The sequence below is a fragment of the Planococcus glaciei genome, from assembly GCF_900099655.1.
In the GTDB taxonomy this organism is placed as follows: Bacteria; Bacillota; Bacilli; order Bacillales_A; family Planococcaceae; genus Planococcus; species Planococcus glaciei.
On record NZ_FNDC01000019.1, the window covers coordinates 24852 to 50889 of the forward strand.

The following is a 26038-nucleotide window of genomic DNA, read 5'->3' on the forward strand; positions in this document are numbered from 1 at the left end:
TTTTTCTGTTTTCGCCATACTGGTTGATTTACTCACTTACCTTGAAAGGAGGAATCTAAATGGAACAAATTTTGCAGGTGTTTTCAGAGGATTCCCATATACAGAAATTCATAGCCGATTTGAAAAAAGGCAGCGACCACCATTTGATTTCGGGCTTGTCCGGCAGTGCCCGGCCTGTCTTCTACCAGACGGTCTGGTCGGACATGCAGGCGCCTTTATTAATTGTGACACCGAATTTATTGAATGCGCAGCGCACCTACGATGATTTGGTTAAATTAATGGGAGAAGAACTGGTCCACTTGTATCCGGCTGATGAACTGATTGCGGCAGATGTGTCGTTTTCGGGGCCTGAATTGCGGGCTCACCGAATGGATACGCTTGACCATATGTACAGTGTCGGGAAAGGGATCTATATTACGCCAGTTGCCGGGATGCGCAAATTGATGCCGTCGCACGAGCAATGGGAAAATTCCACGCTGCGCACAGCAGAAGGGGAAGAGTTGGATACCGATCAATGGCTGCTGAAGCTGGTCGCCATGGGCTATTCCCGAACTCCGATGGTGACGACGCCGGGGGAATTTGCCTTGCGCGGAGGAATTCTCGACATCTATCCGTTGAACTTTGAACATCCGGCCCGCATCGAACTGTTTGATACGGAAGTGGATTCCATTCGGCTGTTTTCCGCTGAAGACCAGCGCTCTCTTGAAAAAATGAAATCGCTGTGCATTTTGCCGGCAAACGAACTGGTGCTGTCCAAAGCCCAGCAGCTGGCGTTGGCGGAAAAGCTGGAAGCCCAATTGGCCGCTTCTTTAAAGAAACTCAAAGCAGAAGATACAAAAGAAGCGCTGCTTCAACATATCCAACACGATATTACGCTGCTGCGTGAAGGCAATGTGCCGGACCAGGTCGCAAAATATGCGGCACTCGTCGAATCGCAGTCGGCTTGTTTAAGCGATTATTTCCCGGGAAATGGCGTCATTTTATTTGATGAACTTGGGCGCATCCAGGAAATGACCGATACCCTGGAGCGTGAAGAAGGCGACTGGATCGTCTCGCTTTTGGAAGAAGGGAAATTCCTGCACAATTTGCGCCTGTCTTATTCCTTCCGGGAGGTTTTAACTAAAACCAAACAAAAAATGGCGTTTCTGTCGTTGTTCGTCCGGACCTTCCCTTCCATACAAGTGAAAAATTCCATCACGTTTTCCTGCCGGCCGATGCAATCGTTCCATGGCCAGATGAATTTATTGAAAACAGAAGCGGAGCGCTGGGAACAGGCGAAATTCCAAGTGTTTATCATTGCCGAAGGCCAGGAGCGCTTGCAGAAAGTCCGCTCCGTGCTGGAAGACTATGATATGGAAGCGGAAATCGTGACCGCCACTACGAAAATCCAGGGCGGCAAGATGTATTTGGTGGACGGCGACCTGTCCGGCGGATTTGAGATGCCTTTGCAGCGCTTGGCCATTTTGACGGACGGGGAATTGTTTAAAAAACAGGCGAAGAAAAAAACACGCCCGCAGAAATTGACCAACGCCGAGCGCATCAAGAGCTATTCGGAAATTAAACCGGGCGATTATGTCGTGCATATCCATCACGGCATCGGCCGCTATGTCGGCATTGAAACGCTGGAAATCGGCGGCGTCCATAAAGATTACCTGCATATCATCTATAAAGCGGATGACAAATTGTTCGTGCCGGTCGACCAGATCGATTTGATCCAGAAATACATTGCGTCGGAAGAAAAAGAGCCGAAGCTCCATAAAATGGGCGGCGCGGAATGGAAAAAGACGCACCGCAAAGTGTCGGCTGCTGTCCAGGACATTGCCGACGACTTGATCAAACTGTATGCCGAACGCGAAGCGCTAAAAGGCTATGCCTTTACGGAAGAGCAGGACATGCAGCGTCAGTTCGAAGCTGAATTCCCTTACGAAGAAACGGTTGACCAGCTGCGCTCCATCAACGAAGTGAAACGCGATATGGAAAAAGAGCGGCCAATGGACCGCTTGATCTGCGGCGACGTTGGATACGGCAAAACCGAAGTGGCGATACGTGCCGCATTTAAAGCGGTGCTTGATGGCAAACAAGTGGCCTTTTTGGTGCCGACGACCATTCTCGCCCAGCAGCATTTTGAGACGATGAGCGAACGGTTCAAAGACTACCCGATTACGGTCGGGCTGATGAGCCGCTTCCGTTCCAAGAAGCAGCAGACTGAAACGGTGAAAGGCTTGAAGAACGGCTCGGTTGATGTCGTCATCGGCACACACCGGATCCTGTCAAAAGACATGGCCTATAAAGACCTGGGCTTGTTGATCATTGATGAAGAACAGCGCTTTGGAGTCACCCATAAAGAAAAGATTAAGCAAATGAAAACGAATGTTGACGTCTTGACCTTGACGGCCACGCCGATTCCGCGGACGCTCCACATGTCGATGATCGGTGTACGTGATTTGTCTGTCATCGAAACACCGCCGGCAAACCGCTTCCCGGTACAAAGCTATGTCATGGAATACAACGGCGCACTTGTCCGCGAGGCAATCGAACGGGAAATGGCGCGCGGCGGCCAAGTATTTTTCTTGTACAACCGGGTGGACGACATGACCCGCAAAGTGGAAGAAATCCAATCCTTGGTGCCGGAAGCGCGGGTCGGCTATGCCCACGGCCAAATGTCCGAAACGGAACTTGAATCGGTCATTCTCGGTTTCCTCGACGGCGATTACGACGTCCTGGTAACGACGACGATCATTGAAACCGGCATCGATATCCCGAACGTTAATACGCTTATCATCCATAATGCGGACCGCATGGGCTTGTCGCAGCTGTATCAATTGCGCGGACGCGTCGGCCGTTCAAGCCGTGTTGCTTACGCTTATTTCATGTACCAGCGCGATAAAGTGCTGACCGATGTTGCTGAAAAGCGCTTGATGGCTATCAAGGAATTTACCGAACTCGGTTCCGGCTTTAAAATCGCCATGCGCGATTTGTCGATCCGGGGTGCCGGGAACCTGCTAGGTTCGCAGCAGCACGGCTTTATCGATTCAGTCGGTTTTGATTTGTATTCACAAATGCTTGAGCAGGCAATTGAAGAACGCCGGACGGGCATGAAAAAAGAAGAAATTCCCGAAGTGGAGATTTCGCTTGATATTGATGCGTATATTCCGGACAGCTATATTGGCGACGGCTACCAGAAAATCCAGATGTACAAACGCGTCAAAGGCATTGATGAGGTTGGGGAAGTGGCTGAACTGCAAGACGAACTGATCGACCGCTTCGGCGATATGCCGATTGAAACAGACCGCCTGCTGCGCATTGCCCGCATGAAAATTTGGGCGCGCCAGACCGGCGTCGAAACGATCAAACAAAACGGCAAGCTGATTTCGATCCGCTTGTCTGAAGACGGCACCGCTGCCGTTAACGGCGGAAAGCTGGTGGAAGAATCAGCAGCTTACGGACGTGCAGTCGGATTCAGCATGTCGGGCCAGCAATTGGTCATGACCATCGATGAAAACAAATCCGGAAAGCATCATCCGTTTGATGTGCTCGAAGGCATGATGAAGTTGATTCCGGAATCGCTCCGCGAAGAAAAAACGGTGAGTTAATTTTGAACAGGGAATGAGTGAAGCCCGTTGGCCAATGAAGGAACCATGAAGACATTTATGAAAGGCGCTGTTCTTTTGACGATGGCGGGCTTAATCGTTAAACTGCTCAGCGCCGTTTACCGGGTTCCTTATCAAAATCTGGTGGGGGATCAGGGCTTTTATATTTACCAGCAAGTGTATCCGTTTATTGGAATATTTAGCACGTGGACATCGTACGGTTTTGCCGTTGCCGTGTCGAAAATGATGGCGGATTCCGATGAAAGGGAGCATGGTTCCATCCTGAAAATCGCTTTTGGGTTTATTGCTGTCATTTCGACGCTGTTTTTCCTGAGCCTGTATTTGGGCTCGGATCTTTTGGCGGGGTGGATGGGAGATGCCAAGCTAAGCGGATTATTGCAGGTAGGAGCTTTTGCGGTGCTGTTAATGCCGCCGCTTGCTGTTTTGAAAGGGTATTTCCAGTCAAACAACGACATGGCGCCGGTCGCCTATTCGCAAGTCACCGAACAAGGGATTCGCGTGTCGGTCATTTTACTGGGCACCTGGATTGTCGTCTCAAGCGGATTTTCCCTTTATGCTGCAGGGCAGATGGCAATGTTCGGGGCTGTGGCCGGGGAAATTGCCGGTGTCATTCTGCTGGTGGCTTATTTCCGCAAGCGCGTCTTCAAATTACAAACAGCATCCAAGCTGCGCATTTGGCCGGTCATTAAAAACATGACGGCCATATCGCTCAGCATCAGCATGAGTTCGCTGATTCTGCTGTTTTTCCAATTGGCCGATTCGTTCACCGTGTTTCAGCTGTTGACGGAAAGCGGCCTGGACCGGACGCTCGCCATGGAGCAAAAAGGCGTTTACGACCGCGGCCAGCCGCTTGTCCAGTTCGGCATCCTGATCGCCACGTCGCTTGCTTTGACCATTGTGCCGCTGGTGGCCCATATGTCGAGAAAAGAAAGCGGCCGTTCAGCGCAGATGTATGCAGGGCTCGCGTTCCGAATTTCATTTCTGTTTGCGTTTGCGGCAGCTGCCGGCCTGACCTTCGTCATGCCCTATGTCAATGAAATGCTGTTCCAGACGCGGGATGAATCGCTGACGTTAATTATTTTTAGCTGGCAAATCGTCTGGATGTCGCTGCTGTTGATTATGACCGCCATGCTTCACGGCCTAGGCAAAGTCAAAGTCCCGGCGCTGCTGTTGACCGGCGGCTTACTTATTAAAATCGCCGGCAATTGGCTCCTCGTGCCGATATGGGAAGTAACAGGCGCAGCGGTCGCCGGAAATCTGGGTCTGGCATTCATTGTCATCGGCCTGCTTCAGTACTTTAAACGGGTTTGGCCGATCCGTTTTGCACCGGCCCGTTACTACGGCTGGCTTGGCTTGTCCGCGGCAGCCATGGGCATTGCCGTTGTCGGCTGGGCTGTTTTTTCGGACATGGTGTTATTTGACGGTGCCGCCAGCCGGCTGGCCGCTTTGTTGACTTCGTTGACGGCGGTGCCGCTTGGGGCAATCGTCTTCCTGCTGCTGATTGCCAAGAGCCGGATCATTACCGAGAAAGAATGGTACATTATTCCGTTCGGCAGGAAGCTGGCCGGCCTCCAGTTGAAAATCCGACAACAGAAAAGAGGGCAAAGATGAACACGATACAGGTAATCGGGCTGGGCGCAGGGGATTTGGATCAACTGCCGCTTGGCGTTTACAAGAAATTAAAACAAGCTACTAACTTATACGTCCGTACCCAGGACCATCCGGTGCTGACAGAATTGGCAGCAGAAGGTGTGGAATTCACGTCATTTGATGCTGTTTACGAAAAACACGATACGTTTGCGCCGGTATACGCAGAAATTGCCGATACATTGGTGGCGTATGCAAAAGACCAATCCGTCATTTATGCGGTGCCGGGGCATCCCCTTGTCGCCGAACAGACCGTCCAAAATTTAATCGAAGCGGAAAAAGCCGGAGCTTGCCAACTGTCGATTGAAGGCGGCCACAGTTTTCTGGACGCCTTGTTTGGTGCGCTGCGCATCGATCCGATTGAAGGCTTTCAGCTTCTTGACGGGACGGAGATGAAAAGCGACGATGTCAACATGACACAGCATATTTTAATTGCCCAAGTGTATGATTCGTTCAGCGCTTCGGAAGTCAAACTGACGCTGATGGAAAAATATCCGGAAGAGTATCCGGTGACCATTGTCACTGCAGCCGGTTCAGCGGACGAAGTCCTGCGCACGGTTCCGCTATATGAACTCGACCGTGCCGCGGAAGTGAACAATTTAACGACGGTTTATGTGCCGCCGGCAAAAGACCAGCTCGTGCGTTTGAAGGAATGGCAGACTTTCCGCAGCATTGTGGCACAGCTGAGAAGCCCGGAAGGCTGTCCGTGGGACCGTGAACAGACGCATGAATCGCTGCGCCCTTATTTGCTTGAAGAAGCCCATGAGCTGATCCAGGCGATTGACGAGCAGGATGACGAAGCCATAGCGGAAGAACTGGGCGATGTGTTGCTGCAAGTATTTTTGCATGCCCAAATCGGCCAGGACAACGGCTATTTCCAGCTTGAAGATGTTTTGTCGGCTGTGAGCTCGAAAATGATCCGCCGCCATCCGCATGTTTTCGGAGATGCCGAAGTGGAAGATGCCGATGAAGTGGTAGCTAATTGGCAAGCCATTAAAGCGCAGGAAAAACCGGCAGCCGAATCGATTTTGGACGGCCAGGAGCGCTTTAGTTCGTCGCTCATTACGTCTTACAACTACCAGAAAAAAGCGGCGAAAGTCGGCTTCAGCTGGTCGGATGCAGAAGGCGCCTGGGAGAAATTCGAAGAAGAACTGCAGGAATTCCAAGCGGAACTGGCGAAAGGTTCTAAAGACCGCCAATTGGAAGAACTTGGCGATTTGCTGTTCACCTTGGTGAATATTGCCCGGTTCTACGAATTGTCGCCGGAGCAGGCAATGGTGCATGCCAACCGCAAATTCCATCAGCGCTTCCGCCACGTGGAAAAACGCGTACAGGAAGGCACCGGCAACTTTGGCGATTATTCGCTCGACCAGCTTGACCAATTCTGGAACGAAGCCAAAGCTATGGCAAGAAAGGAAGACTGACCTATGCGACTCGATAAATTTCTGAAAGTGTCCCGTTTGATCAAACGCCGGACGCTCGCTAAAGAAGTGGCCGACCAAGGCCGCATCACCATCAATGGCACAAAAGGAAAAGCCAGTTCCGTGTTGAAAGAAAACGACGAACTGCAGATCCGCTTTGGCCAGAAAGTGGTGACGGTACGGGTAGAACAATTAAAAGAAAATGTGCGAAAAGAAGAGACCGCCAATATGTACACCATCTTGAAAGAAGAAAAGCTTGAAAAAGTGGAACCTGAATTCATCGATGACGAAGCGTGAGAGTTGAAAAAGCGGTTCCGGAAGCAGATGCTTCCGGAACCGCTTTTTTTTGTATGGATTAGTTTGCCATAAGTGCAACGAGCAGCGCTTTTTGTGCGTGCAAACGGTTTTCAGCTTCCTGGAAGACGACGGAATGCGGGCCTTCCAATATGCCGGTAGTCACTTCTTCTTCACGGTGTGCCGGCAAGCAGTGCATGAAGATATAATTTTCATTGGCATGTGCGGCAAGCGCTTCGTTGACTTGGAACCCTTTAAAATGCTCCATGCGTTCCAGCGCTTCTTGTTCCTGCCCCATGCTGGCCCAGACATCGGTGTAAATGACGTCACAGTCTTTTACGGCTTCCACTGGATCTATCGTTACGTGAACCTTGGCGCCGGTTCCTTGGGCGATTTCCTGGGCCAGTGCCACCATTTCCGGTTTTGGCGCATACTTCGCCGGAGCGGCGATGGAAATATCCATGCCCACTTTGGCAGCGCCGATCATCAATGAGTTCGCCATATTGTTGCCGTCTCCGATATAAGCCATTTTTTTGCCGGCAGCTGTGCCGAAATGTTCCTGGATGGTCAGCAGATCAGCAAGTACCTGGCAAGGGTGAAAGTCATCCGTCAGGCCGTTGATGACGGGCACCGAACTATGCTCGGCCAATTCCGTGACGGTGTCCTGGTGATACGTGCGGATCATGATGCCGTCCAAATAGCCGGACAGCACTTTTGCCGTGTCGGCGATGGTTTCGCCGCGTCCCATCTGGATATCGCGGGTGCTGAGGTGCATGGCGTGCCCGCCGAGCTGCAGCATGCCTGCTTCAAATGAAACGCGCGTGCGGGTCGATGATTTTTCGAAAATCATGCCGAGCACTTTGCCTTCCAATAAAGGCAAGTATTTGTTTTCCGGTTTTTTTAAGTCGGCTGCCAGCGACAGCAAATCCAGAATTTCAGAGGAGCTGTAATCTTTTAGCGATAACAGGTGATTTTGAACAAGTTGCGGTGCGAGCGGCAATGCAATGGTCATTTAACAAGCACTCCTTTCGTTGATCCGTGAATGGCCTTGACGTGTTCTTGAAAAGCCATAACCGTTTCTTTGCGCGTCCACACATGCAGCCGGTGAATAGCAGCTTGTGCGGCTTGGTTGGCGCCCGGGTCCGGCGTCAGGTCGATATAAGCTTTTTTGTCAGCAGTTTTCAGCCATTGTTCAAAAGGCAGGCTCGCTTCCGTGCAGAAGCTGAAACCATGCTGCTTCCAGAACTGCGGGTCGATTTGCGCCAAGGAAGCTTCGGTGATGAAGACCGTGCCGCCGCCTTGAAGGGCGGCCAATTGCTGGGAAGCGCCGTCCAGCGCTTTTTGCATGGCAACGGCCGAATCCGGGCTTTGGCCGATGACTTCGCCGGTCGACATCATTTCAGGAGACAGCACCGGCGACAATCCAGGAAGCTTAATATGGGAAAACACGGGTGCTTTCACGGTATACTGCGGCTGCCCGTTGTATTGTTCTTCAATGCCGAGTTCGTTGAACGGGGTACCGAGCATCAACGCGGTTGCCAACTGGACAAGCGGAACGTCTGTTGCTTTTGAGCTGATCGGCACGGTGCGGGAAGCCCGTGGATTGATTTCCATGACGTACAGCTGGTCGCCTTCATAGACAAACTGGATGTTGAACAAGCCGGTATACTTCATGCTGCGGGCAATATGCTCGGCGGTGGCCGTGAGTTTTTCCATCGCTTGTGCAGTCAGTGAAACAGGAGGCGTGATGGAAATGCTGTCGCCTGAATGGACGCCTGTGCCTTCAATATGCTCAAACACAGCAGACACCCAGACATGTTCGCCGTCCGTTAAAATATCCGCTTCTACTTCTTTGCCGGTGATGAAATGGTCCACGAGAACCGGGAATTCCATCGCGGTATGCGTGAGCCATTGTGTAAGCTCCGCTTCATTGTGCAGGACGATCATGCCTTTGCCGCCGATGACGTAGGAAGGGCGAAGGAGCACCGGGTAGCCAAGCTTTGCGGCATAATCCGGAACTTCCGCTGCCTTGTTTGCTGTAAAGCTTGGGATGACCGGAAGCCCGGCCGACTCCAGGAACGAATAAAAGCGGTCGCGGTCTTCCATCTGATCGAGCAAATCGGCGCTCGATCCAAGCACAGTGATGCCGGCTTCTTCCAATTGAGCCGCCACATTCAGCGAAGTCTGGCCGCCGAATTGGACGATGACTTGCGTGATGCCTTCAAAATCCAGCACGTTTAAAATGTCTTCCGCCGTCAACGGTTCAAAATACAAGGCATCGGCAATCTCGTAATCGGTGCTGACCGTTTCGGGATTGTTGTTGATCATCACAGCTTCATAGCCCAGCTTTTGCAATGCCAGCACGCTGTGGACGCAGCAATAATCAAATTCAATGCCTTGGCCGATGCGGATCGGGCCGGAGCCGATGACCGCCACTTTTTTGGCGTTCAGTGCACGCGCATCAGAGGAACCTTTCCAAGTGGAGTACAAATAATTCGTTTGGGAACGGAATTCCGCCGCGCACGTGTCGATCACGCGGTAAGCGGGAAGCAAACTCCAGCTTTTCCGTTGTCCCCAGACTTCCGAAACCGGAATGGACCAAAGCTTGGCGAGCTGCTGGTCGCTGAAGCCCAAAGTTTTTGCCTGAAGCAGGCGGGCATGCGTCATGCTGTTCCAGGTTTCTGACTGCAGCTTGCGCCATTCCTCCACAATGCGGTTCAGAACAAATAAGAAATAAGGGGAGATGGCCGTCATCTCATGCAGCTGTTCCGTGCTTTTGCCCCGAATCATCAATTCGAATAACACAAAGAGCCTGCGGTCATCTGCTTCGATGGCCAATTTCTCCAATTCGGCATCCGCCATATCGGAAAGAGCCGGCAACCGGAAGCCGTCCAGCGGAATATCCAAAGAACGGATGGCTTTTTGGAAAGCGGCTTCCATGCTGCGTTCAATCGCCATCACTTCGCCCGTCGCTTTCATTTGCGTGCCGAGTTTGCGGTTGGCTGTCTGGAATTGATCAAATGGCCAGCGCGGAATTTTTACCACGACATAGTCAAGCGCCGGTTCGAAACTTGCGAAGGTGGTGCCAGTCACTGGGTTTTTCAATTCGTCGAGCGTGTAGCCGATAGCCAGCTTGGCTGCAATTTTAGCAATCGGATAGCCGGTCGCTTTCGATGCAAGTGCGGACGAACGGCTGACGCGCGGATTCACTTCGATTAAATAATAAGCGGAGGTTTCCGGGTGGAGCGCAAACTGTACGTTGCAGGCGCCGATAATCCCTAACGCTTCGATAATGTTGATGGAAGCAGTGCGCAGCATATGGTATTCCCGGTCAGTCATCGTTTGGCTCGGCGCGACGACAATCGAGTCGCCGGTGTGGACGCCGACAGGGTCCATGTTTTCCATGTTGCAGACAGTGATGCACGTGCCGTTCGCGTCACGCATCACTTCGTATTCAATTTCCTTGTAGCCGGCAATGCTTTTCTCAACCAGGCATTGATGGATGGGGCTGGCACTGAGCCCTTGGGTCACAAGCGTTAAATACGTTTGCTCGTCCTGGGCGATGCCGCCGCCAAAGCCGCCAAGAGTATAAGCGGGGCGGACGATCAGCGGATAGCCGGCCTGCGCGGCAAAAGCCAAAGCGCTGTCCGTTGAATAAACGATGTCGCTGTCGGGCACCGGTTCATGGAGCACGTTCATCAGCGAGCGGAATTGCTCCCGGTCTTCGGCTTGTTTGATCGATTTGATATTGGTGCCAAGAAGCGAAACGCCGTATGTTGATAACACGCCTGAATCGGAAAGAGCCATCGCCAAATTCAAACCGGTCTGGCCGCCGACTGTCGCCAGCAAACCGTCCGGGCGTTCTTTTTCAATGATGGCTGCTACGCTGTCCACCGTAAGCGGTTCGAAATAAACTTTGTCCGAAACCGTCTTGTCTGTCATGATGGTCGCCGGGTTGTTGTTGACCAGAATGACTTCGATGCCTTCTTCTTTTAAAGCGAGGCAAGCTTGCGTGCCGGAATAATCAAATTCAGCTGCCTGGCCGATAACGATGGCGCCCGAGCCGATCACCAGCACTTTTTTTACGTCCTGATTTTTAGGCATGGATTGTCACCTTCTTTTTCTGTTGTATCGTGGAAAGGAATTGATCAAATAATTGAAGGTGCTCCGCCGGTCCGGGAGCTGCTTCGGGATGGAACTGCACTGTCAGCACCGGAAGTTCCGGATGTTTGAGCCCTTCAATGCTGCCGTCATTGACGTTTTGATAGAGAACCGACAGGGGCGTTTCTTCGATGCTGGCATCTTCTACAACGTAGCTGTGGTTTTGAGAACTCATCGAGACGCGTTTTGTTTCTACATTGATGACGGGGTGATTGGCTCCCCGGTGGCCGTAAGCCAGCTTAGTCGTCTTGGCGCCAAAAGCGGACGCCAGCACTTGGTGCCCCAGGCAAATGCCGAATGTCGGGTAGCGTTCTGCCCAATCACGATATGTAGGAAACAGAGGTGTGAGGGCTGCCGGGTCGCCCGGTCCGTTTGAAAACAGCAGGCCATCCAGTTGAAGCGCATCCAGTTTTGCTGTCGGCAAGGTATGGGGGATGATGCTTACTTTGCAGTTCCGCTTCAGCAGTTCATCCAAAATTGAGGATTTATACTGAAGGTCAATCAAGCCGATATGGATGTCTCCATTGCCGATCACTCGGATGTCTTCTTCCGGCATGCTGTTTGAAAAGAAATCGGTTTTCAGCGGTTTCCAGAAAGCCGGAACGGAAAAGCCAGGGCCCATATAAGCAGGCATCGTGCCGAATTCGCGGACGGTTTGGATAACAGACCGCGTATCTACACCACTAATAATCGGTATCTGCGCATTTTCCGCAAACTCACTTAAAGTCATGGCGCCTTTTTCAACCGGTCCATCGTATAATTCCGCGACCACAACACCGGCAGCCTGGATTTTTCCCGATTGGACATGGTCAGCTTGAATGCCGTATTGGCCGATCAATGGATACGAAAAAACAATGATTTGTCCTTGATAAGAAGGGTCGGTTAATACTTCTTCATAGCCGGTCATGCCGGTGTAAAAGACGATTTCCCCTTGAATGCCGCTTGTTTTGCCATGCCACTTCCCTTTAAATGATTCGCCGTTTGAAAGCGAGAGCAACCCTGCCATATGTTCACACTCCATTCTTTTATTCATTAATGATGTATATTTATTAATTAGCTTAGACGAAGAAATTGAAATATCTCTTTGTTTTACTGAATATAAAGATAGTAACTCATATTATAAACTGCATAAAAATTAAGTCAATAGAATTTTTATTAATTTTAATGAAGGGTGATTTTAAGGAATGTGAAGGGTTTTTGTGAAAGGCAGGGAAAATTCGGAAAATCTTCTGTACTTTAGGGTTTTCGAGCCCTGGTGTTATCGTGTATAATGGCTACAAAGTAACCGAAGGGGGGGAACAAGTCGTGAATTTGAAGAATGAGAAAAAAGTGGAAACAGGTGAAGTCACTTCAATTCGCAATGACTATGTCCGCTCGGTTGAACGGCGGGAAGCTCATAAAGTCCGCTTAATGAGAAGGCTGTCGGTTTTTGCAGTCATCGTGGTCATGGCGAGCATTTGGATTGGCACCACCATTTATGCCCAATCCCAGACCATTTCAGAAAAAGAGCAAGCGCGCGAACAGGCCTTAGCAGAACTGGAAGCGGTGGAGCAAGAACAAGCCCAACTGAACGAGCAGATTCTGTTGTTGAATGACGATGAATACATCGGAAAAATGGCGCGCAAAGAATACTTCTTATCAGAAGATGGGGAGATCATTTTCACCGTTCCTGAAGATAAATCAAAAAGCAAAGAAAAAGAGGATGAAAAAGAGTAGTCAGTTGACACTCTTTTTTTGATGGTTATAATAAAAAGTGGGAAGAGTCCCGTTATAATAAGCATATGGCCCAAATCGGTGTCATCTTAATTTTTAAGGAGGAGCATTTTTTTTATGTCGATTGAAGTAGGCAGCAAGTTAGAAGGTAAAGTAACAGGTATTACAAATTTTGGAGCATTCGTTCAGCTTCCGACTGGTGCAACAGGCCTCGTGCATATTAGTGAAGTCGCCGACAATTATGTCAAAGATATCAACGATCATCTAAAAGTAGGCGAAATGGTCGAAGTCAAAGTGATGAATGTGGAAGCAGACGGCAAAATCGGCCTCTCTATCCGCAAAGCTAAACCTCAGCCAGAAGGCGCTCCACAGCGTCCAGAACGCCCGCAGCGTCCTCGCCCAAGCAACAACCGTTCATTCGAGCGCGCGCCTAAAGAGAATTTTGAAACAAAAATGGCGAAATTCCTGAAGGAAAGTGAAGAGAACATGACTTCATTGAAACGCGCAACAGAATCTAAACGTGGTGGCCGCGGCGCAAGAAGAGGATAACTTGCTAGCTGTTTTAATAGCATAAGGAAATGCTTCAACGCAGCTCAACAATTTAAAGTAGAACGCTTCTCAATCCGGGGAGCGTTTTTTTTATCACCAAAGTCAGGAGTGTGAAAGCCATCAGGAAAGAACAAGTTCTAGAAGCGTATCAAGAATATGAAATCTACCTGGCTTCCTTAAATACGGCCTTAAAAAACGAAGTGGATGCGCACACGCCGATTGTCTCAGGCAAATGGTCGCTTGCTGAAATGATTCTGCACTTGGCGGAATGGGACCGGTTTATCCGGGAAGAGCGCCTGCCGCTGCTGAAAGTCGGAGCGGAAGTCGCGCCTTTTCCGGATGTCGACGCTTTTAACACAGCTGCGGCAGCGCCGGCCAAGCAAATGGCGTTTTCGGAAGTATTGGCTCGTGCCCAAAAGGAACGGGCGCTCCTGGCGAAGGACATCGAAGAATTCGATGAAGTCCAGTGGAATGCAGCTTTTAAAGTTGGCAGCCGTGAAACGACGGTGTCTTCTTACGTAGCAGGATTCTTGCGGCATGATGCCCATCACCGCGGCCAAATTGATGAATTTTTGCATAAAAAAAGCAGCATCCTTTGAAAGGATGCTGCTTTTCATCAATCTATAATGGCGGCAGAGGGGATCGAACCCCCGACCTTACGGGTATGAACCGTACGCTCTAGCCAGCTGAGCTACGCCGCCTTGTTTAAACGAACATTTAATATCATACTATCGAACATTTAAAGTGTCAATTGCAATTTGAAAAGTTTTTTTGAGAAAGCTTATAATTAAAGAAAGAACAGCAAACGAGGTGTCCGCATGAAGAAGTTCCACAAGAAAATGATGGAGTATATAAAAAAGCATCGTTTGCTTGTGCCGGGAGACAAGGTGCTCGTCGGCTGTTCCGGCGGCATCGATTCACTGGTGATGCTGCATTTTTTAAAATCGAATGAACGCCTTCTCGACATTTCCGTCTATGCGGTCCATGTCAACCACATGCTGCGGGGCGAAGAATCGCTGCACGACCGCTTGTTTACCGAAGCGTTTTGCCAGACCATGCATATCCCATGCTTTAGCCGGGATATTCCGATTCCGGACATTCTGGAAAGGGACGGCGGCAATAAGCAGCAGGTTTGCCGGGAACAGCGCTATGCCTATTTCAAGGAAGTCATGGAAGAAACGAGTGCAGTGAAACTGGCGACAGCGCATCATGCAGATGATCAGCTTGAGACCATTTTAATGTCAGGCTTAAGAGGCACGCTGCAATATGGAAGTTTTGGCATTCCGCAGCGCCGCCCTTTTGGAGGAGGAGAGCTGATCCGGCCGATGCTTGCAGTTAACCGGGACGAAATTGAGCATTACGCAAAAGCACATGCCCTTGTACACCGGGAAGACCCGAGCAATGCAGAAGAGCTCTATACAAGAAATCGGCTGCGCCATACCGTGGTGCCGCTGCTGAAAAAAGAAAACCGGATGGTGTCGGAACAATTTGCCGAATTGGCGGGCATGATGCAGCAAGATCAGCAGTTTTTAATGGAGCTGGCTGAAGAAAAGCTGCACTGGATGATCCGCTATGAGGACAATGGCCTCGGGCTCTCGGCTGAAAGTTTTAGCAAAGAAGCACTTGCTTTACAAAAAAGAATGGTTCTACTACTATTAAACTATCTATATAATGAACAGCAAGTCGTAATCACAAGGCAGTTGGCCGAACAAGTGCAGGAAGTGATGCAAGGTTCAGCCGGTACTGTTTTTTTACATTTGCCGCAAAATTGTATGATGGTTCGCCAATACGATTCGGTTTTTTTCAGCCGCCATCCGATTGGAGAAGCCGCGGATCAAGAAGTTTCTTCCATTTCAGCTGAATGGTCGAAGGAATTAAAGGGGTATCGCTACAAGGCAGTTCCACTACCTCTCGCTGAACCCGCGGAAGGCTGCGTGTTCTGGTATTTTTCTTCAAACGGCGGAATCCGGTTGCTTGCAAGAAGCCGCAAGCCTGGCGACCGCATTCAGCTTTCCGGAATGGAACATTCGAAAAAAGTGGCGCGCTTGATGATTGATGAAAAAGTACCTGTCTCTTTGAGAGGTGACTGGCCGGTCATTGCAACTGAAAATGACGACGTATTGTTTGTGCCAGGTTTGCGCCCGTCAAATTTCTTCAGCCGGGTAAAGCGCGATGAAGATAACTGGGTATTGATAGAACAAAAAGTTAAGATCGCAAAAAGCGGATTATAGGAGGTCCACCATGCTAGAGAAAGACATTGAAGAAATATTAATCTCAGAAGAACGCCTGCAGGAAAAAGCGCGGGAACTAGGGGAAACATTGACCCGTGACTATCAGGACAAATACCCGTTGGCAATTGGGGTATTAAAAGGCGCCATGCCATTTATGGGAGATTTGATGAAACGTATTGACTGCTACGTAGAAATGGACTTTATGGATGTTTCAAGCTACGGCAATGCGACGGTTTCTTCAGGAGAAGTGAAAATCGTAAAAGATTTGAATACCAGCGTGGAAGGCCGCGATCTTCTTATTATTGAAGATATTATTGACAGTGGATTGACACTCAGTTATTTGGTGGATCTATTTAAATACCGGAAAGCAAATTCGATTAAAATCGTCACGCTTCTTGATAAGCCATCAGGCCGGAAAGTAGACTTGAAAGCGGATTATATCGGATTTGAAGTACCGGATGCATTTGTTGTCGGATACGGCCTGGATTATGCAGAAAAATACCGCAACCTGCCTTATATCGGGATTTTAAAACCGTCGGTGTATAGCGAAGACCAAGAATAGTCAACAGAAGTTCACAAACCGTTAATTCAGTAGGGAAGCCAAGAGCTTTTCGTTGTATGCTGAAATGTTCCTATGTTAGTATTTAGTATAGTTTTGGGAAACTTTGTGAGGAGGCTTGGAATGAATCGAATATTTCGATACACCATATTTTATTTACTGATTTTCCTAGTGATTATCGGGATTTTGGGAACGTTCAACAACAGCGCCCAACCGACTGAAAATATAGGATACAACGACTTTTTGGAGGCATTGCAAGATGGAACCGTCACTGAGGTGACCATCCAGCCGGATGCCAATGTTTACGAAGTAACAGGGAAGCTTCAAGGCTATGACGAAAACCAGTCATTTGTTACGAATATTCCAATGGAAAATGAAGCAGTGATAACAAAAATTGATGAAATTGCCACAGATCAGGGAGTCGACGTTGACTACTTGAAAGCTCCGCAGACAAGCGGCTGGGTTTCTTTCTTCACAGGGATCATTCCATTCATTATTATCTTCATTCTTTTCTTCTTCTTGCTGAACCAATCACAAGGCGGCGGTGGCGGCCGAGTGATGAACTTCGGGAAAAGTAAAGCGAAGCTGTATGACGACCAGAAACACAAAGTCCGCTTCAACGACGTTGCTGGAGCAGACGAAGAGAAACAGGAACTTGTCGAAGTTGTTGATTTCTTAAAAGACCCACGCAGATTCGCCGATATCGGCGCGCGCATTCCAAAAGGGATTTTGCTTGTAGGGCCTCCGGGTACCGGTAAAACCTTGTTGGCTCGTGCAGTTGCCGGTGAAGCGGGCGTGCCATTCTTCTCCATCAGTGGTTCGGATTTCGTAGAGATGTTTGTCGGAGTCGGGGCTTCCCGGGTCCGTGACCTTTTCGAAAACGCGAAGAAAAATTCTCCTTGTATCATTTTCATCGATGAAATTGATGCAGTTGGACGCCAGCGTGGAGCTGGTCTTGGTGGCGGACACGATGAGCGTGAACAAACATTGAACCAATTGCTTGTTGAAATGGATGGCTTCGGCGCAAACGAAGGCGTCATCATCATTGCAGCAACAAACCGTCCTGATATTCTGGATCCAGCTCTTCTGCGTCCTGGCCGTTTTGACCGCCAGATCACAGTTGGCCGCCCGGACGTTAAAGGACGCGAAGAAGTATTGAAAGTCCATGCACGCAATAAACCGCTTGATCCGACAGTGGATATGAAAGCAATTGCACAGCGCACACCTGGATTCTCAGGTGCGGATCTGGAGAACTTATTGAACGAAGCGGCACTTGTTGCAGCTCGCCGCAGCAAACTCAAAATTGATATGTCCGATATTGATGAAGCAACAGACCGTGTTATTGCCGGTCCAGCTAAAAAGAATCGGGTTATTTCGAAAAAAGAACGCAATATCGTGGCTTTCCATGAATCTGGACATACAGTTGTAGGTCTAATCTTGGATGACGCGGACATTGTCCATAAAGTAACCATCGTTCCTCGCGGACAAGCCGGCGGATACGCTGTCATGCTTCCAAGAGAAGACCGTTACTTTATGACGAAGCCGGAATTGCTGGACAAAATTGCTGGATTGCTCGGCGGCCGTGTAGCTGAAGATATTATCTTCGGTGAAGTATCAACCGGCGCGCATAATGATTTCCAGCGTGCAACAGCGATTGCCCGCAGCATGGTAACGGAATACGGTATGAGCGATAAGATCGGACCGATTCAATTCGGTCAGGCGCAAGGCGGAAACGTCTTCCTGGGCCGCGACTTTAACTCGGAACAAAACTACTCGGATGCGATTGCGTTTGAAATCGACCAAGAAATCCAACGCATTATCAAAGAGCAGTATATCCGTACGAAAGAAATTTTGACTGAAAACAAACATCTTCTTGATTTGATTGCTACAACATTGCTTGAAGTTGAAACATTGGATGCTGCCCAAATTCTTCACTTGAAAGAACACGGCACGCTTCCTGAACGTTCGTACGAAGCATTGAATGGCGATTTTGAAAAAGAAGGCGTGGATTTGACGAAGGATGAAACTCCTGACGTAACAGGCGCTCCTAACGATCCGTCATCAGGAGATTTGCCGAAAGAAGGAAGTACTTCCGGAAGCTCTTCAGGCCCAATTCAAGAAGAACGCAAATAAGCAAAACAACTAAAGCTGTCTGTTCCCTCAAAGGGGCGGGCAGCTTTTTTATGGTCCTGCTCCTTTTATATAGGTCCTAACGCTTTTCTTATTTCTCTGAAAATATGGTATGATGTTTTGGAAAAACCTGAATAAGCGAGGGCGCAATTATGATTTTAGTAATGGATGTCGGAAACACCAATATTGTATTGGGCGTTTACGGCCAAGATCGGCTTTTGCACCATTGGCGACTGGAAACGGACCGCCACAAAACAGAAGATGAATTCGGCATGCAGGTGAAAGCGCTGTTAACGGATGCCGGATTAACGTTTGCTTCGATCAACGGCATGATCATGTCTTCAGTCGTTCCGCCGATTATGGCGGCTTTGGAACGGATGTGCCAAAAATATTTCCACATCAAACCATTGATTGTGGGTCCGGGCGTCAAAACCGGCTTGAATATAAAATATGACAATCCGCGGGAAGTAGGGGCGGACCGGATCGTGAATGCAGTCGCTGCCATTGAAGAATACGGGGCTCCGTTAATTATTGTGGATTTTGGGACAGCTACCACGTACTGCTATATCAATGAGCACCGGCAGTATATGGGAGGCGCCATTGCCCCGGGCATCAACATTTCAACGGAGGCTTTATATAGCCGGGCTTCCAAATTGCCGCGCATCGAAATTGCCCGGCCTGCCAGCGTGGTCGGAAAAAATACGGTATCCGCGATGCAGTCCGGAATTGTTTATGGCTACGTAGGACAGGCAGAAGGCATTGTGGCACGCATGAAAGCGGAGAGCAAACAGCAGCCAAAAGTGATTGCAACCGGCGGCATGGCTTCGCTGATTGCCGACGAATCCGCAGTTATTGATAAAGTGGATCCTTTTTTAACATTGAAAGGACTTTATTTAATTTACAAGCGCAACCAAGCGCAATGAAAGGAACGATGATGAACATGGGAGATTATTTAGTGCGAGGGCTCGGCTTTAATGGCAGCGTCCGCGCTTTTGCGGTCGATACAACGCAAACGGTAGCGGAAGCGCAGAAACGCCACATGACCTGGCCGACTGCTTCGGCAGCCCTCGGCAGAACAATGACGGGCGGCGTGATGATGGGTGCTATGCTAAAAGGCGACAACAAAGTCACCATTAAAGTGGATGGCGGCGGCCCGCTCGGTGCGATTCTGGTGGACAGCAATGCCAGAGGCGGAGTGCGGGGCTATGTCACCAATCCGCAAACCCATTTTGAGTTGAATGATAAAGGAAAACTGGACGTGCGCCGAGCTGTAGGGACGGAAGGCATGTTCGCAGTTGTAAAAGACTTGGGGCTCCGGGACAATTTCACGGGCCAAACGCCGATTGTTTCCGGCGAAATCGCTGAAGACTTTACGTACTACATGGCCATTTCAGAACAAGTGCCTTCTTCGGTAGGGCTCGGTGTGCTAGTGGATACGGATAATTCGATTCTTGCAGCAGGCGGCTTTATTGTTCAATTAATGCCGGATACGGACGACGAAACGATTTCCAAAATTGAAGCACGCCTCTCCAGCATCGAACCGGTTTCAAAAATGATTCAGCGGGGCTTGTCTCCTGAAGAAATTTTGGAAGAAGTGCTTGGGAAAGGAAATATTCAAATTCTGGAAACCATGCCGGTGAAATTTGAATGCAATTGTTCGAAAGAACGGTTTGCTGCTGGAATCCTCGGGCTTGGCCAGCATGAAATCCAAAACATGATCAAAGAAGACGGCATGGCGGAAGCACAATGCCATTTCTGCCTGGAAACCTATCGTTATTCTAAAGAGGAGTTGGAATCTTTCATCGATGAGCTCAAATTATAATCGGAGACGCCCTACTGCACCTCCGGCAAACACATCTGCAGGGCGCCCTAAAAAAAGACTGAAATCCGGACCGCTTTTGTTCATGATCCTTGTGCTGTTTATCGCCAATCTTTTATGGTTTATTGCCTGGCTGATTCCCAATGCCCCTGAAAACACCGAAGAAGTCGCTTCGGTCAGCGGCGAAGCCATTACCCAGGGAGAGTGGATGGCAGCGATGGAAGAACAATACGGCCGCGATGTATTGCTGGAAATGGTTAATCAAAAAGTGATGGAAACGGCAGCAAAAGAATACGATATTAAGGTAAGCGAGAAAGAAATTGAATTGGAATTGGCGATGCTTCGCTCCGGACAGGACCGCACCGAATCCACTTTGGCCGGAGAAGATCCGGAATTGTTGAAAGACAAAGTGAAAGCCCGTTTAATCCTTGAAAAAGTCCTGACCAAAGATATTGTGATTAAAGAAGATAAAATCGAAAAGTTCTATAAAGAGAACCAGTCGCTTTATGATGTGGAAGATGCATACCGCACGCGCATGATTGTGGTAGATTCCGAAAAAGATGCGGAAGAAGCCCTTTCTGAACTGGAGAACGGTTCTTCGTTTGAAGCGCTCGCACGCGAACGTTCCCTTGATACTGCCACTGGCAGCCTGGGCGGTGACATCGGCTATATTTCCGCCGATCAAAACTCGGTAGACCCGGCTATTGCCGAAACGGTCACTTCGGTAAAAGTGGATGGCTACTCAGATCCGCTCAAGCTGAAAGACGGCCGCACCGCTATTATTTCGGTGACGGAAAAAGCAAAAGGGCAAACATTTTCATTCAAAGAAGTGAAAGATCACATCAGCCGCGAACTGGCACTTGAGCAGCTGCCGCAGTCTGTAACACCGGAAGCGTTCTGGAAAGAGTTTGATGCTGAATGGTTTTACGGAGAATAACGAAAAGGCATTTCCTCCGGGAAGTGCCTTTTTTCTCATAATTCGTGCAGTTTGACAATAAACAATTAACATTGATACGATAAAGGGAGTACAATGCAGATAAAACTAGTAGGAATTAGGAGTGTTGAAAAATGGCGCGTATTGGAAATTCTGTAACTGAATTGATCGGGCAAACCCCCATCGTCAAATTAAACCGTATGACAGGGGCTGAAGATGCGGACGTTTATTTGAAATTAGAATACTTCAACCCTGGCAGCAGTGTAAAAGACCGTATTGCTTTGGCTATGGTCGAAGCGGCTGAAAAAGGAGGCAATTTAAAAGAAGGCGATACTATCATTGAGCCGACAAGCGGCAATACTGGCATCGGCTTGGCGATGATCGCAGCAGCAAAAGGCTACAAATCGGTTCTGGTAATGCCTGAAACGATGAGCATGGAACGCCGCAATCTTCTTCGCGCTTACGGAGCAGAACTTGTATTGACTCCAGGGCCGGACGGCATGAACGGACCGAATGGCGCCATTAAGACGGCTGAAAAATTAGCAAATGAAAATGGCTGGTTTATGCCGCAGCAATTTAAAAACGAAGCGAATCCGGAAGTGCACCGTTTAACTACGGGGCCAGAAATCGTCGAAGCGATGGGCGATCAGCTGGATGCATTTATTTCAGGCATCGGAACAGGCGGAACCATCACTGGGGCCGGCCAGGTATTGAAAGAGAACTATCCGGATATCCAGATTGTAGCTGTTGAACCAACAGACTCGCCGGTGCTTTCAGGCGGCAAACCGGGACCGCATAAAATTCAGGGAATCGGTGCTGGTTTTGTGCCGGACATCTTGGATACAGAAATTTATAGTGAAATCATCCAAGTAACAAACGACCAATCGTTTGAAACGGCCCGCCAAGCAGCGCGTGAAGAAGGCATTCTTGGAGGGATTTCTTCAGGGGCAGCAATTTACGCAGCGCTTCAAGTGGCGAAACGCCTTGGAAAAGGCAAGAAAGTATTGGCGATCATTCCGTCAAACGGCGAACGTTACTTGAGCACACCGCTTTATCAGTTTGAAGAAAACAACTAAATCCGAAATTGAAAGAGTATGCCTCGTGCATGCTCTTTTATTGTGGCGATTTTCAATACGCGTTAAGATAAAGGCAGCAGCACGGCTATTTCCCGGGAAATAGAATTTAAAGAACTGGAAGGTGGAACAAATGGCAATCGACTTTAATGAAAAAACATGGGTGATGGGCATCTTGAACATTACCCCAGACTCCTTTTCAGATGGAGGGAGCTATTCGACGGTGGAGCAGGCGGTAGCCCGAGCCAAACAAATGGTGGAAGATGGAGCGGATATCATCGACGTAGGCGGCGAATCCACCCGTCCAGGCTATACGTTGATATCTGATGAAGAGGAAATCAGCCGTGTAGTTCCGGTCATCGAAGCTTTGGTGAAGGAAGTGGACGCTTATATTTCAATCGATACATATAAAGCGACAGTGGCCGACGCTGCTGTTAAAGCGGGAGCCCATATCATCAACGATATTTGGGGCGCTAAGTACGAGCCGGAAATCGCCAAAGTAGCAGCAACTCACAATGTGCCGATCATCTTGATGCATAACCGTAACGATACGTCATACACGGATTTCTGGGGAGACATTCAGCGAGATACGCATGAAAGTATTCAGATTGCACTGGACGCTGGCGTTGCGAAAGAGCAGATTTGGCTGGATCCGGGCATTGGTTTTGGAAAAACCACACACCATAATATCGAAATGATGCAGCATTTGGATCAATTTGTTGCCCTTGGCTATCCGGTCCTGCTTGGAACTTCCCGCAAATCGTTGATTGGGAAAGTGCTCGATGTACCGGTGAGCGAAAGACTGGAAGGGTCGCTTGCCACCGTTTGCTACGGAGTCGAAAAAGGCTGTCAGATTGTCCGCGTCCATGATGTGAAAGAAACAAGCCGAGCTGTCCGTATGCTTGATGTATTGACCGGCAAGCAAACATACAAAGGAGTGGAGTAATGGATTATATTCATGTAAACGATATGGAGTTTTACGCTTACCACGGGGTCTTCCCGGAAGAGACAAAACTGGGGCAACGCTTCCGGCTGACGGTTTCGCTTGCGGTCGATTTGAAAAAAGCTGGAGAAACAGATGACCTCGTTCACACAGTCCATTACGGAGAAGTGTACGAAGCCTGCCGCCAAATTGTGGAAGGCGAGCCGAAAAAGCTGGTGGAAGCTGTGGCGGAAGACGTGGCTGCACGCATCCTTTCCGAATTTCCCCTTGTGAAAGGGATTCGTGTGCAAATGATCAAACCGGATCCGCCGATACCAGGCCATTACAAGTCGGTCGCCATCGAACTGACGCGAGGGAAATTTGTATGAACGAAAGTTACTTGTCGCTCGGCTCGAACATGGGGAACCGGCTGGATATGCTCAAGCAAGCAGTCCGGATGCTGGCGGAACATCCATCGATTGACGTAGCAGCGATTTCTTCCCTCTACGAAACAGAACCGGTAGGCTTTACCGAACAGGAGCCCTTTCTAAATATGGTAGTTCATGTCCGGACAGATCTTCCGGCACTGGAATTGTTGGATGTCTGCCAGGAAGTAGAACAAAAACTTCAGCGCAAGCGGATCGTCCGGTGGGGGCCGCGGACAATTGACCTTGACATTTTATTGTATAATCAAGACAATATGGAATCAGAGCGGCTCATTGTTCCGCACCCTCGGATGCACGAACGGGCTTTTGTCCTGATTCCTTTATTAGAAGTGAATCCGTCACTAGCGACCAACCCTCCGAATCCGGAAGGTGTCCAGCTATGGAAAACTTACGGCGGTGTCGATGCATTTTTAAGGTAGAACTGGCAGAACGTGAAGCTGTGAGCAGTGAGGTTTAATTTTGATAGACAAGCTGCCGCGATTTTGTGGCAGCTTTTTTATGTCTAACGAATAGAAATTGTGTACAATAGATAAATACACGAACGAGCGTGGTTTTTAAATACAAAGGAGTGTAGGACATGTCAGAAGAGTTAAATGATCAAATATTGGTGAGACGCCAAAAAATGCAAGCTTTCCAAGACCAGGGGATTGATCCATTCGGCGCGCGTTTCGAACGCACCCATTCTTCAGAAGATATCATCAGCCAATACGGCGAGCTGTCTAAAGAGGAACTTGAAGAAAATCCGCAAGAAGTGGTAATCGCAGGCCGCATTATGACAAAGCGCGGAAAAGGGAAAGCGGGCTTTGCTCATGTTCAAGATTTAAAAGGCCAAATTCAAATCTATGTCCGTAAAGATGCAATTGGCGAAGAAGCCTATGACTTATACAACACAGTAGATCTAGGCGACATCCTGGGCGTAAAAGGGACAGTCTTCAAAACGAATGTTGGCGAATTATCCATTAAAGCGAAAGAAGTAACGTTTTTAACAAAAGCGCTGCGTCCGCTTCCGGAAAAATTCCATGGCTTAAAAGACGTAGAGCAACGGTACCGCCAGCGCTATTTAGACTTGATCACAAGTGAATCTAGCAAAGAAACGTTTATTTTGCGCAGCCGCATCATCCAATCGATGCGCCGCTACCTGGATAATCAAGGGTTCCTAGAAGTGGAAACGCCGATGCTGCATTCTATCGCAGGGGGAGCGGCAGCCCGTCCGTTCATTACCCACCACAATGCTCTAGATATGGAACTATATATCCGCATCGCTATCGAGCTTCACTTGAAACGCTTGATTGTCGGCGGATTGGAAAAAGTGTATGAAATCGGCCGCGTCTTCCGCAACGAAGGGATTTCTACGCGCCACAACCCGGAATTTACAATGCTTGAATTATATGAAGCATATGCGGACTATAACGACATTATGGCTCTAACTGAAAACTTGATTGCACATGTTGCAGAAGAAGTCTTCGGAACAACCACTGTTCAATACGGTGAAGACGAGATCAACTTGGCACCGGGCTGGAAACGTCTGCATATGGCTGACGCTGTCAAAGAATATACGGGAGTCGACTTCTGGAAGCAGATGTCGAAAGAAGAAGCTCAGGCACTCGCTAAAGAACATGGCATTGAAATCAAGCCTACTATGGAAGTTGGCCATATCTTAAACGAATTTTTTGAACAGAAAGTAGAAGAAGAATTGGTTCAGCCTACTTTTGTATACGGCCACCCTGTAGAGATTTCTCCGTTGGCTAAAAAGAATCCAGAAGACGAACGTTTTACGGACCGTTTTGAATTGTTTATTGTCCGCCGCGAACATGCGAATGCTTTTACGGAGTTAAATGATCCGATCGATCAGCGCCAGCGCTTTGAAGCTCAATTGGTTGAAAAAGCAGAAGGCAATGACGAAGCCCATGAAATGGATGAAGACTTTATCGAAGCATTGGAGTTTGGCATGCCGCCTACAGGTGGTCTCGGAATCGGGATTGACCGTTTGATTATGCTGCTAACGAATTCGGCTTCTATTAGAGACGTTCTATTGTTCCCTCAGATGCGTCCGCGTGATTAATTTACAAGTTCGAAGACATTGTAATAAGAGATGATTGGATCGACTCAAAACTAATATTAGTTTTGAGTCGATTTATTTTTAAAAAAGTGTTGCATGAATCGAGGAGTGATGATATATTAGTTGATGTCGTGTTTTTCAGGTTTGAAACACACGAAAAAATATTTGAAATTTGTTATTGACTTCTTAAAAAGAAGCTGGTAATATTGAAAAGTCGCCAATGAGCGGCGCACTAAACATGAACCTTGAAAACTGAACAGCAAAACGTCAACAGATAGCAACGGCCGCGCAAAACGGCCCGCGCAAAAATTACTGATCAGGCTTCGGCCAGATCAAGCGACTCGCGCGTTCTTCGGAACGGCGAGACGCCAGCAAGTATTTGAGCAATCAACTACTCTATAATGGAGAGTTTGATCCTGGCTCAGGACGAACGCTGGCGGCGTGCCTAATACATGCAAGTCGAGCGGAA

General features: G+C 48.9%; 21 protein-coding genes, 1 tRNA gene and 1 rRNA gene. 19 read left to right on the forward strand and 4 right to left on the reverse strand.

Annotated elements, in window-relative coordinates; genetic code table 11:
* Positions 1-59: 59 nt before the first annotated feature.
* Genes mfd through BLQ32_RS17920 form a run of 4 tightly spaced genes read left to right on the forward strand, consistent with a single transcriptional unit; the run spans position 60 to position 6976 of the window.
* Positions 60-3593 (forward strand): transcription-repair coupling factor, encoded by a 3534-nt coding sequence (mfd, locus tag BLQ32_RS17905; RefSeq protein ID WP_074511531.1) that lies wholly within the window; start codon positions 60-62, stop codon positions 3591-3593.
* Between the two features lie 27 nt (positions 3594-3620).
* Complete coding sequence (locus BLQ32_RS17910) at positions 3621-5222, forward strand: putative polysaccharide biosynthesis protein (protein WP_083335394.1); 1602 nt, start codon at positions 3621-3623, stop codon at positions 5220-5222.
* Positions 5219-6682, forward strand: coding sequence for a bifunctional methyltransferase/pyrophosphohydrolase YabN (gene yabN / locus BLQ32_RS17915; RefSeq protein ID WP_074511532.1), 1464 nt, complete (start codon positions 5219-5221; stop codon positions 6680-6682). Before BLQ32_RS17910 ends, yabN begins: the two co-directional genes overlap by 4 nt.
* A 3-nt stretch (positions 6683-6685) precedes the next feature.
* Positions 6686-6976 carry an RNA-binding S4 domain-containing protein gene (locus tag BLQ32_RS17920; protein WP_074511534.1) on the forward strand — a complete coding sequence of 97 codons (291 nt, stop codon included), beginning with the start codon at positions 6686-6688 and terminating at the stop codon, positions 6974-6976.
* A gap of 58 nt (positions 6977-7034) precedes the next feature.
* Here BLQ32_RS17920 and argF read toward each other — a convergent pair whose 3' ends face one another.
* From argF to BLQ32_RS17935, 3 genes are read right to left on the reverse strand one after another with little or no spacing between them, the layout of a single operon-like run.
* Positions 7035-7985, reverse strand: a complete 951-nt coding sequence (argF, locus tag BLQ32_RS17925; protein WP_051413648.1) for an ornithine carbamoyltransferase — start codon at positions 7983-7985, stop codon at positions 7035-7037.
* Positions 7982-11077 (reverse strand): carbamoyl-phosphate synthase (glutamine-hydrolyzing) large subunit, encoded by a 3096-nt coding sequence (locus tag BLQ32_RS17930; RefSeq protein ID WP_074511535.1) that lies wholly within the window; start codon positions 11075-11077, stop codon positions 7982-7984. The genes argF and BLQ32_RS17930 overlap by 4 nt, the downstream gene beginning before the upstream one ends.
* Positions 11070-12140 (reverse strand): carbamoyl phosphate synthase small subunit, encoded by a 1071-nt coding sequence (locus BLQ32_RS17935; protein ID WP_074511537.1) that lies wholly within the window; start codon positions 12138-12140, stop codon positions 11070-11072. The genes BLQ32_RS17930 and BLQ32_RS17935 overlap by 8 nt, the downstream gene beginning before the upstream one ends.
* A gap of 299 nt (positions 12141-12439) precedes the next feature.
* On the opposite strand from BLQ32_RS17935, the gene BLQ32_RS17940 reads away from it, so the two are divergent.
* From BLQ32_RS17940 to BLQ32_RS17950, 3 genes are all read left to right on the forward strand, one after another.
* The gene (locus BLQ32_RS17940; RefSeq protein ID WP_036802156.1) at positions 12440-12850 is read left to right on the forward strand and encodes an FtsB family cell division protein; all 411 of its coding nucleotides are present in this window, start codon (positions 12440-12442) and stop codon (positions 12848-12850) included.
* 114 nt (positions 12851-12964) lie between these two features.
* Positions 12965-13396: a S1 domain-containing RNA-binding protein gene (locus BLQ32_RS17945; RefSeq protein WP_036802157.1), complete on the forward strand. Its 432-nt coding sequence runs from the start codon at positions 12965-12967 to the stop codon at positions 13394-13396.
* 110 nt (positions 13397-13506) lie between these two features.
* The gene (locus BLQ32_RS17950) at positions 13507-13995 is read left to right on the forward strand and encodes a DinB family protein (RefSeq protein WP_175557146.1); all 489 of its coding nucleotides are present in this window, start codon (positions 13507-13509) and stop codon (positions 13993-13995) included.
* A 28-nt stretch (positions 13996-14023) separates the two neighbouring features.
* Here BLQ32_RS17950 and BLQ32_RS17955 read toward each other — a convergent pair.
* A tRNA-Met gene (locus tag BLQ32_RS17955) sits at positions 14024-14097 on the reverse strand.
* 117 nt (positions 14098-14214) lie between these two features.
* Between BLQ32_RS17955 and tilS the strand changes: the two genes are divergently transcribed.
* The 12 genes from tilS to BLQ32_RS18015 all read left to right on the forward strand — a co-directional run.
* Complete coding sequence (tilS, locus tag BLQ32_RS17960; protein WP_074511539.1) at positions 14215-15627, forward strand: tRNA lysidine(34) synthetase TilS; 1413 nt, start codon at positions 14215-14217, stop codon at positions 15625-15627.
* 10 nt (positions 15628-15637) lie between these two features.
* Entirely contained in the window at positions 15638-16189 is a 552-nt protein-coding gene (gene hpt, locus BLQ32_RS17965) for a hypoxanthine phosphoribosyltransferase (RefSeq protein WP_036802159.1), read from the forward strand.
* 120 nt (positions 16190-16309) lie between these two features.
* A complete protein-coding gene (gene ftsH / locus BLQ32_RS17970) occupies positions 16310-18319 on the forward strand; it encodes an ATP-dependent zinc metalloprotease FtsH (RefSeq protein ID WP_074511541.1) in 2010 nt (669 codons plus the stop codon).
* 149 nt (positions 18320-18468) lie between these two features.
* Positions 18469-19239, forward strand: a complete 771-nt coding sequence (locus BLQ32_RS17975) for a type III pantothenate kinase (protein WP_036802161.1) — start codon at positions 18469-18471, stop codon at positions 19237-19239.
* Positions 19240-19256: 17 nt separating this feature from the next.
* Positions 19257-20138 (forward strand): Hsp33 family molecular chaperone HslO, encoded by an 882-nt coding sequence (hslO, locus tag BLQ32_RS17980; protein WP_074511550.1) that lies wholly within the window; start codon positions 19257-19259, stop codon positions 20136-20138.
* Positions 20122-21072, forward strand: a complete 951-nt coding sequence (locus tag BLQ32_RS17985) for a peptidyl-prolyl cis-trans isomerase (RefSeq protein WP_053167550.1) — start codon at positions 20122-20124, stop codon at positions 21070-21072. The genes hslO and BLQ32_RS17985 overlap by 17 nt, the downstream gene beginning before the upstream one ends.
* 131 nt (positions 21073-21203) lie before the next feature.
* On the forward strand, positions 21204-22145 hold the full coding sequence (gene cysK / locus BLQ32_RS17990; protein ID WP_074511543.1) for a cysteine synthase A: 942 nt from the start codon (positions 21204-21206) through the stop codon (positions 22143-22145).
* Positions 22146-22275: 130 nt separating this feature from the next.
* Positions 22276-23088, forward strand: a complete 813-nt coding sequence (folP, locus tag BLQ32_RS17995) for a dihydropteroate synthase (RefSeq protein ID WP_074511544.1) — start codon at positions 22276-22278, stop codon at positions 23086-23088.
* Entirely contained in the window at positions 23088-23453 is a 366-nt protein-coding gene (gene folB / locus BLQ32_RS18000; protein ID WP_036802165.1) for a dihydroneopterin aldolase, read from the forward strand. The genes folP and folB overlap by 1 nt, the downstream gene beginning before the upstream one ends.
* Positions 23450-23929 carry a 2-amino-4-hydroxy-6-hydroxymethyldihydropteridine diphosphokinase gene (gene folK / locus BLQ32_RS18005; protein WP_074511545.1) on the forward strand — a complete coding sequence of 160 codons (480 nt, stop codon included), beginning with the start codon at positions 23450-23452 and terminating at the stop codon, positions 23927-23929. The genes folB and folK overlap by 4 nt, the downstream gene beginning before the upstream one ends.
* 158 nt (positions 23930-24087) lie before the next feature.
* Positions 24088-25572, forward strand: coding sequence for a lysine--tRNA ligase (gene lysS / locus BLQ32_RS18010; RefSeq protein ID WP_036802167.1), 1485 nt, complete (start codon positions 24088-24090; stop codon positions 25570-25572).
* 395 nt (positions 25573-25967) lie between these two features.
* Positions 25968-26038: ribosomal RNA gene (locus BLQ32_RS18015) — 16S ribosomal RNA — on the forward strand; the annotation flags it as partial.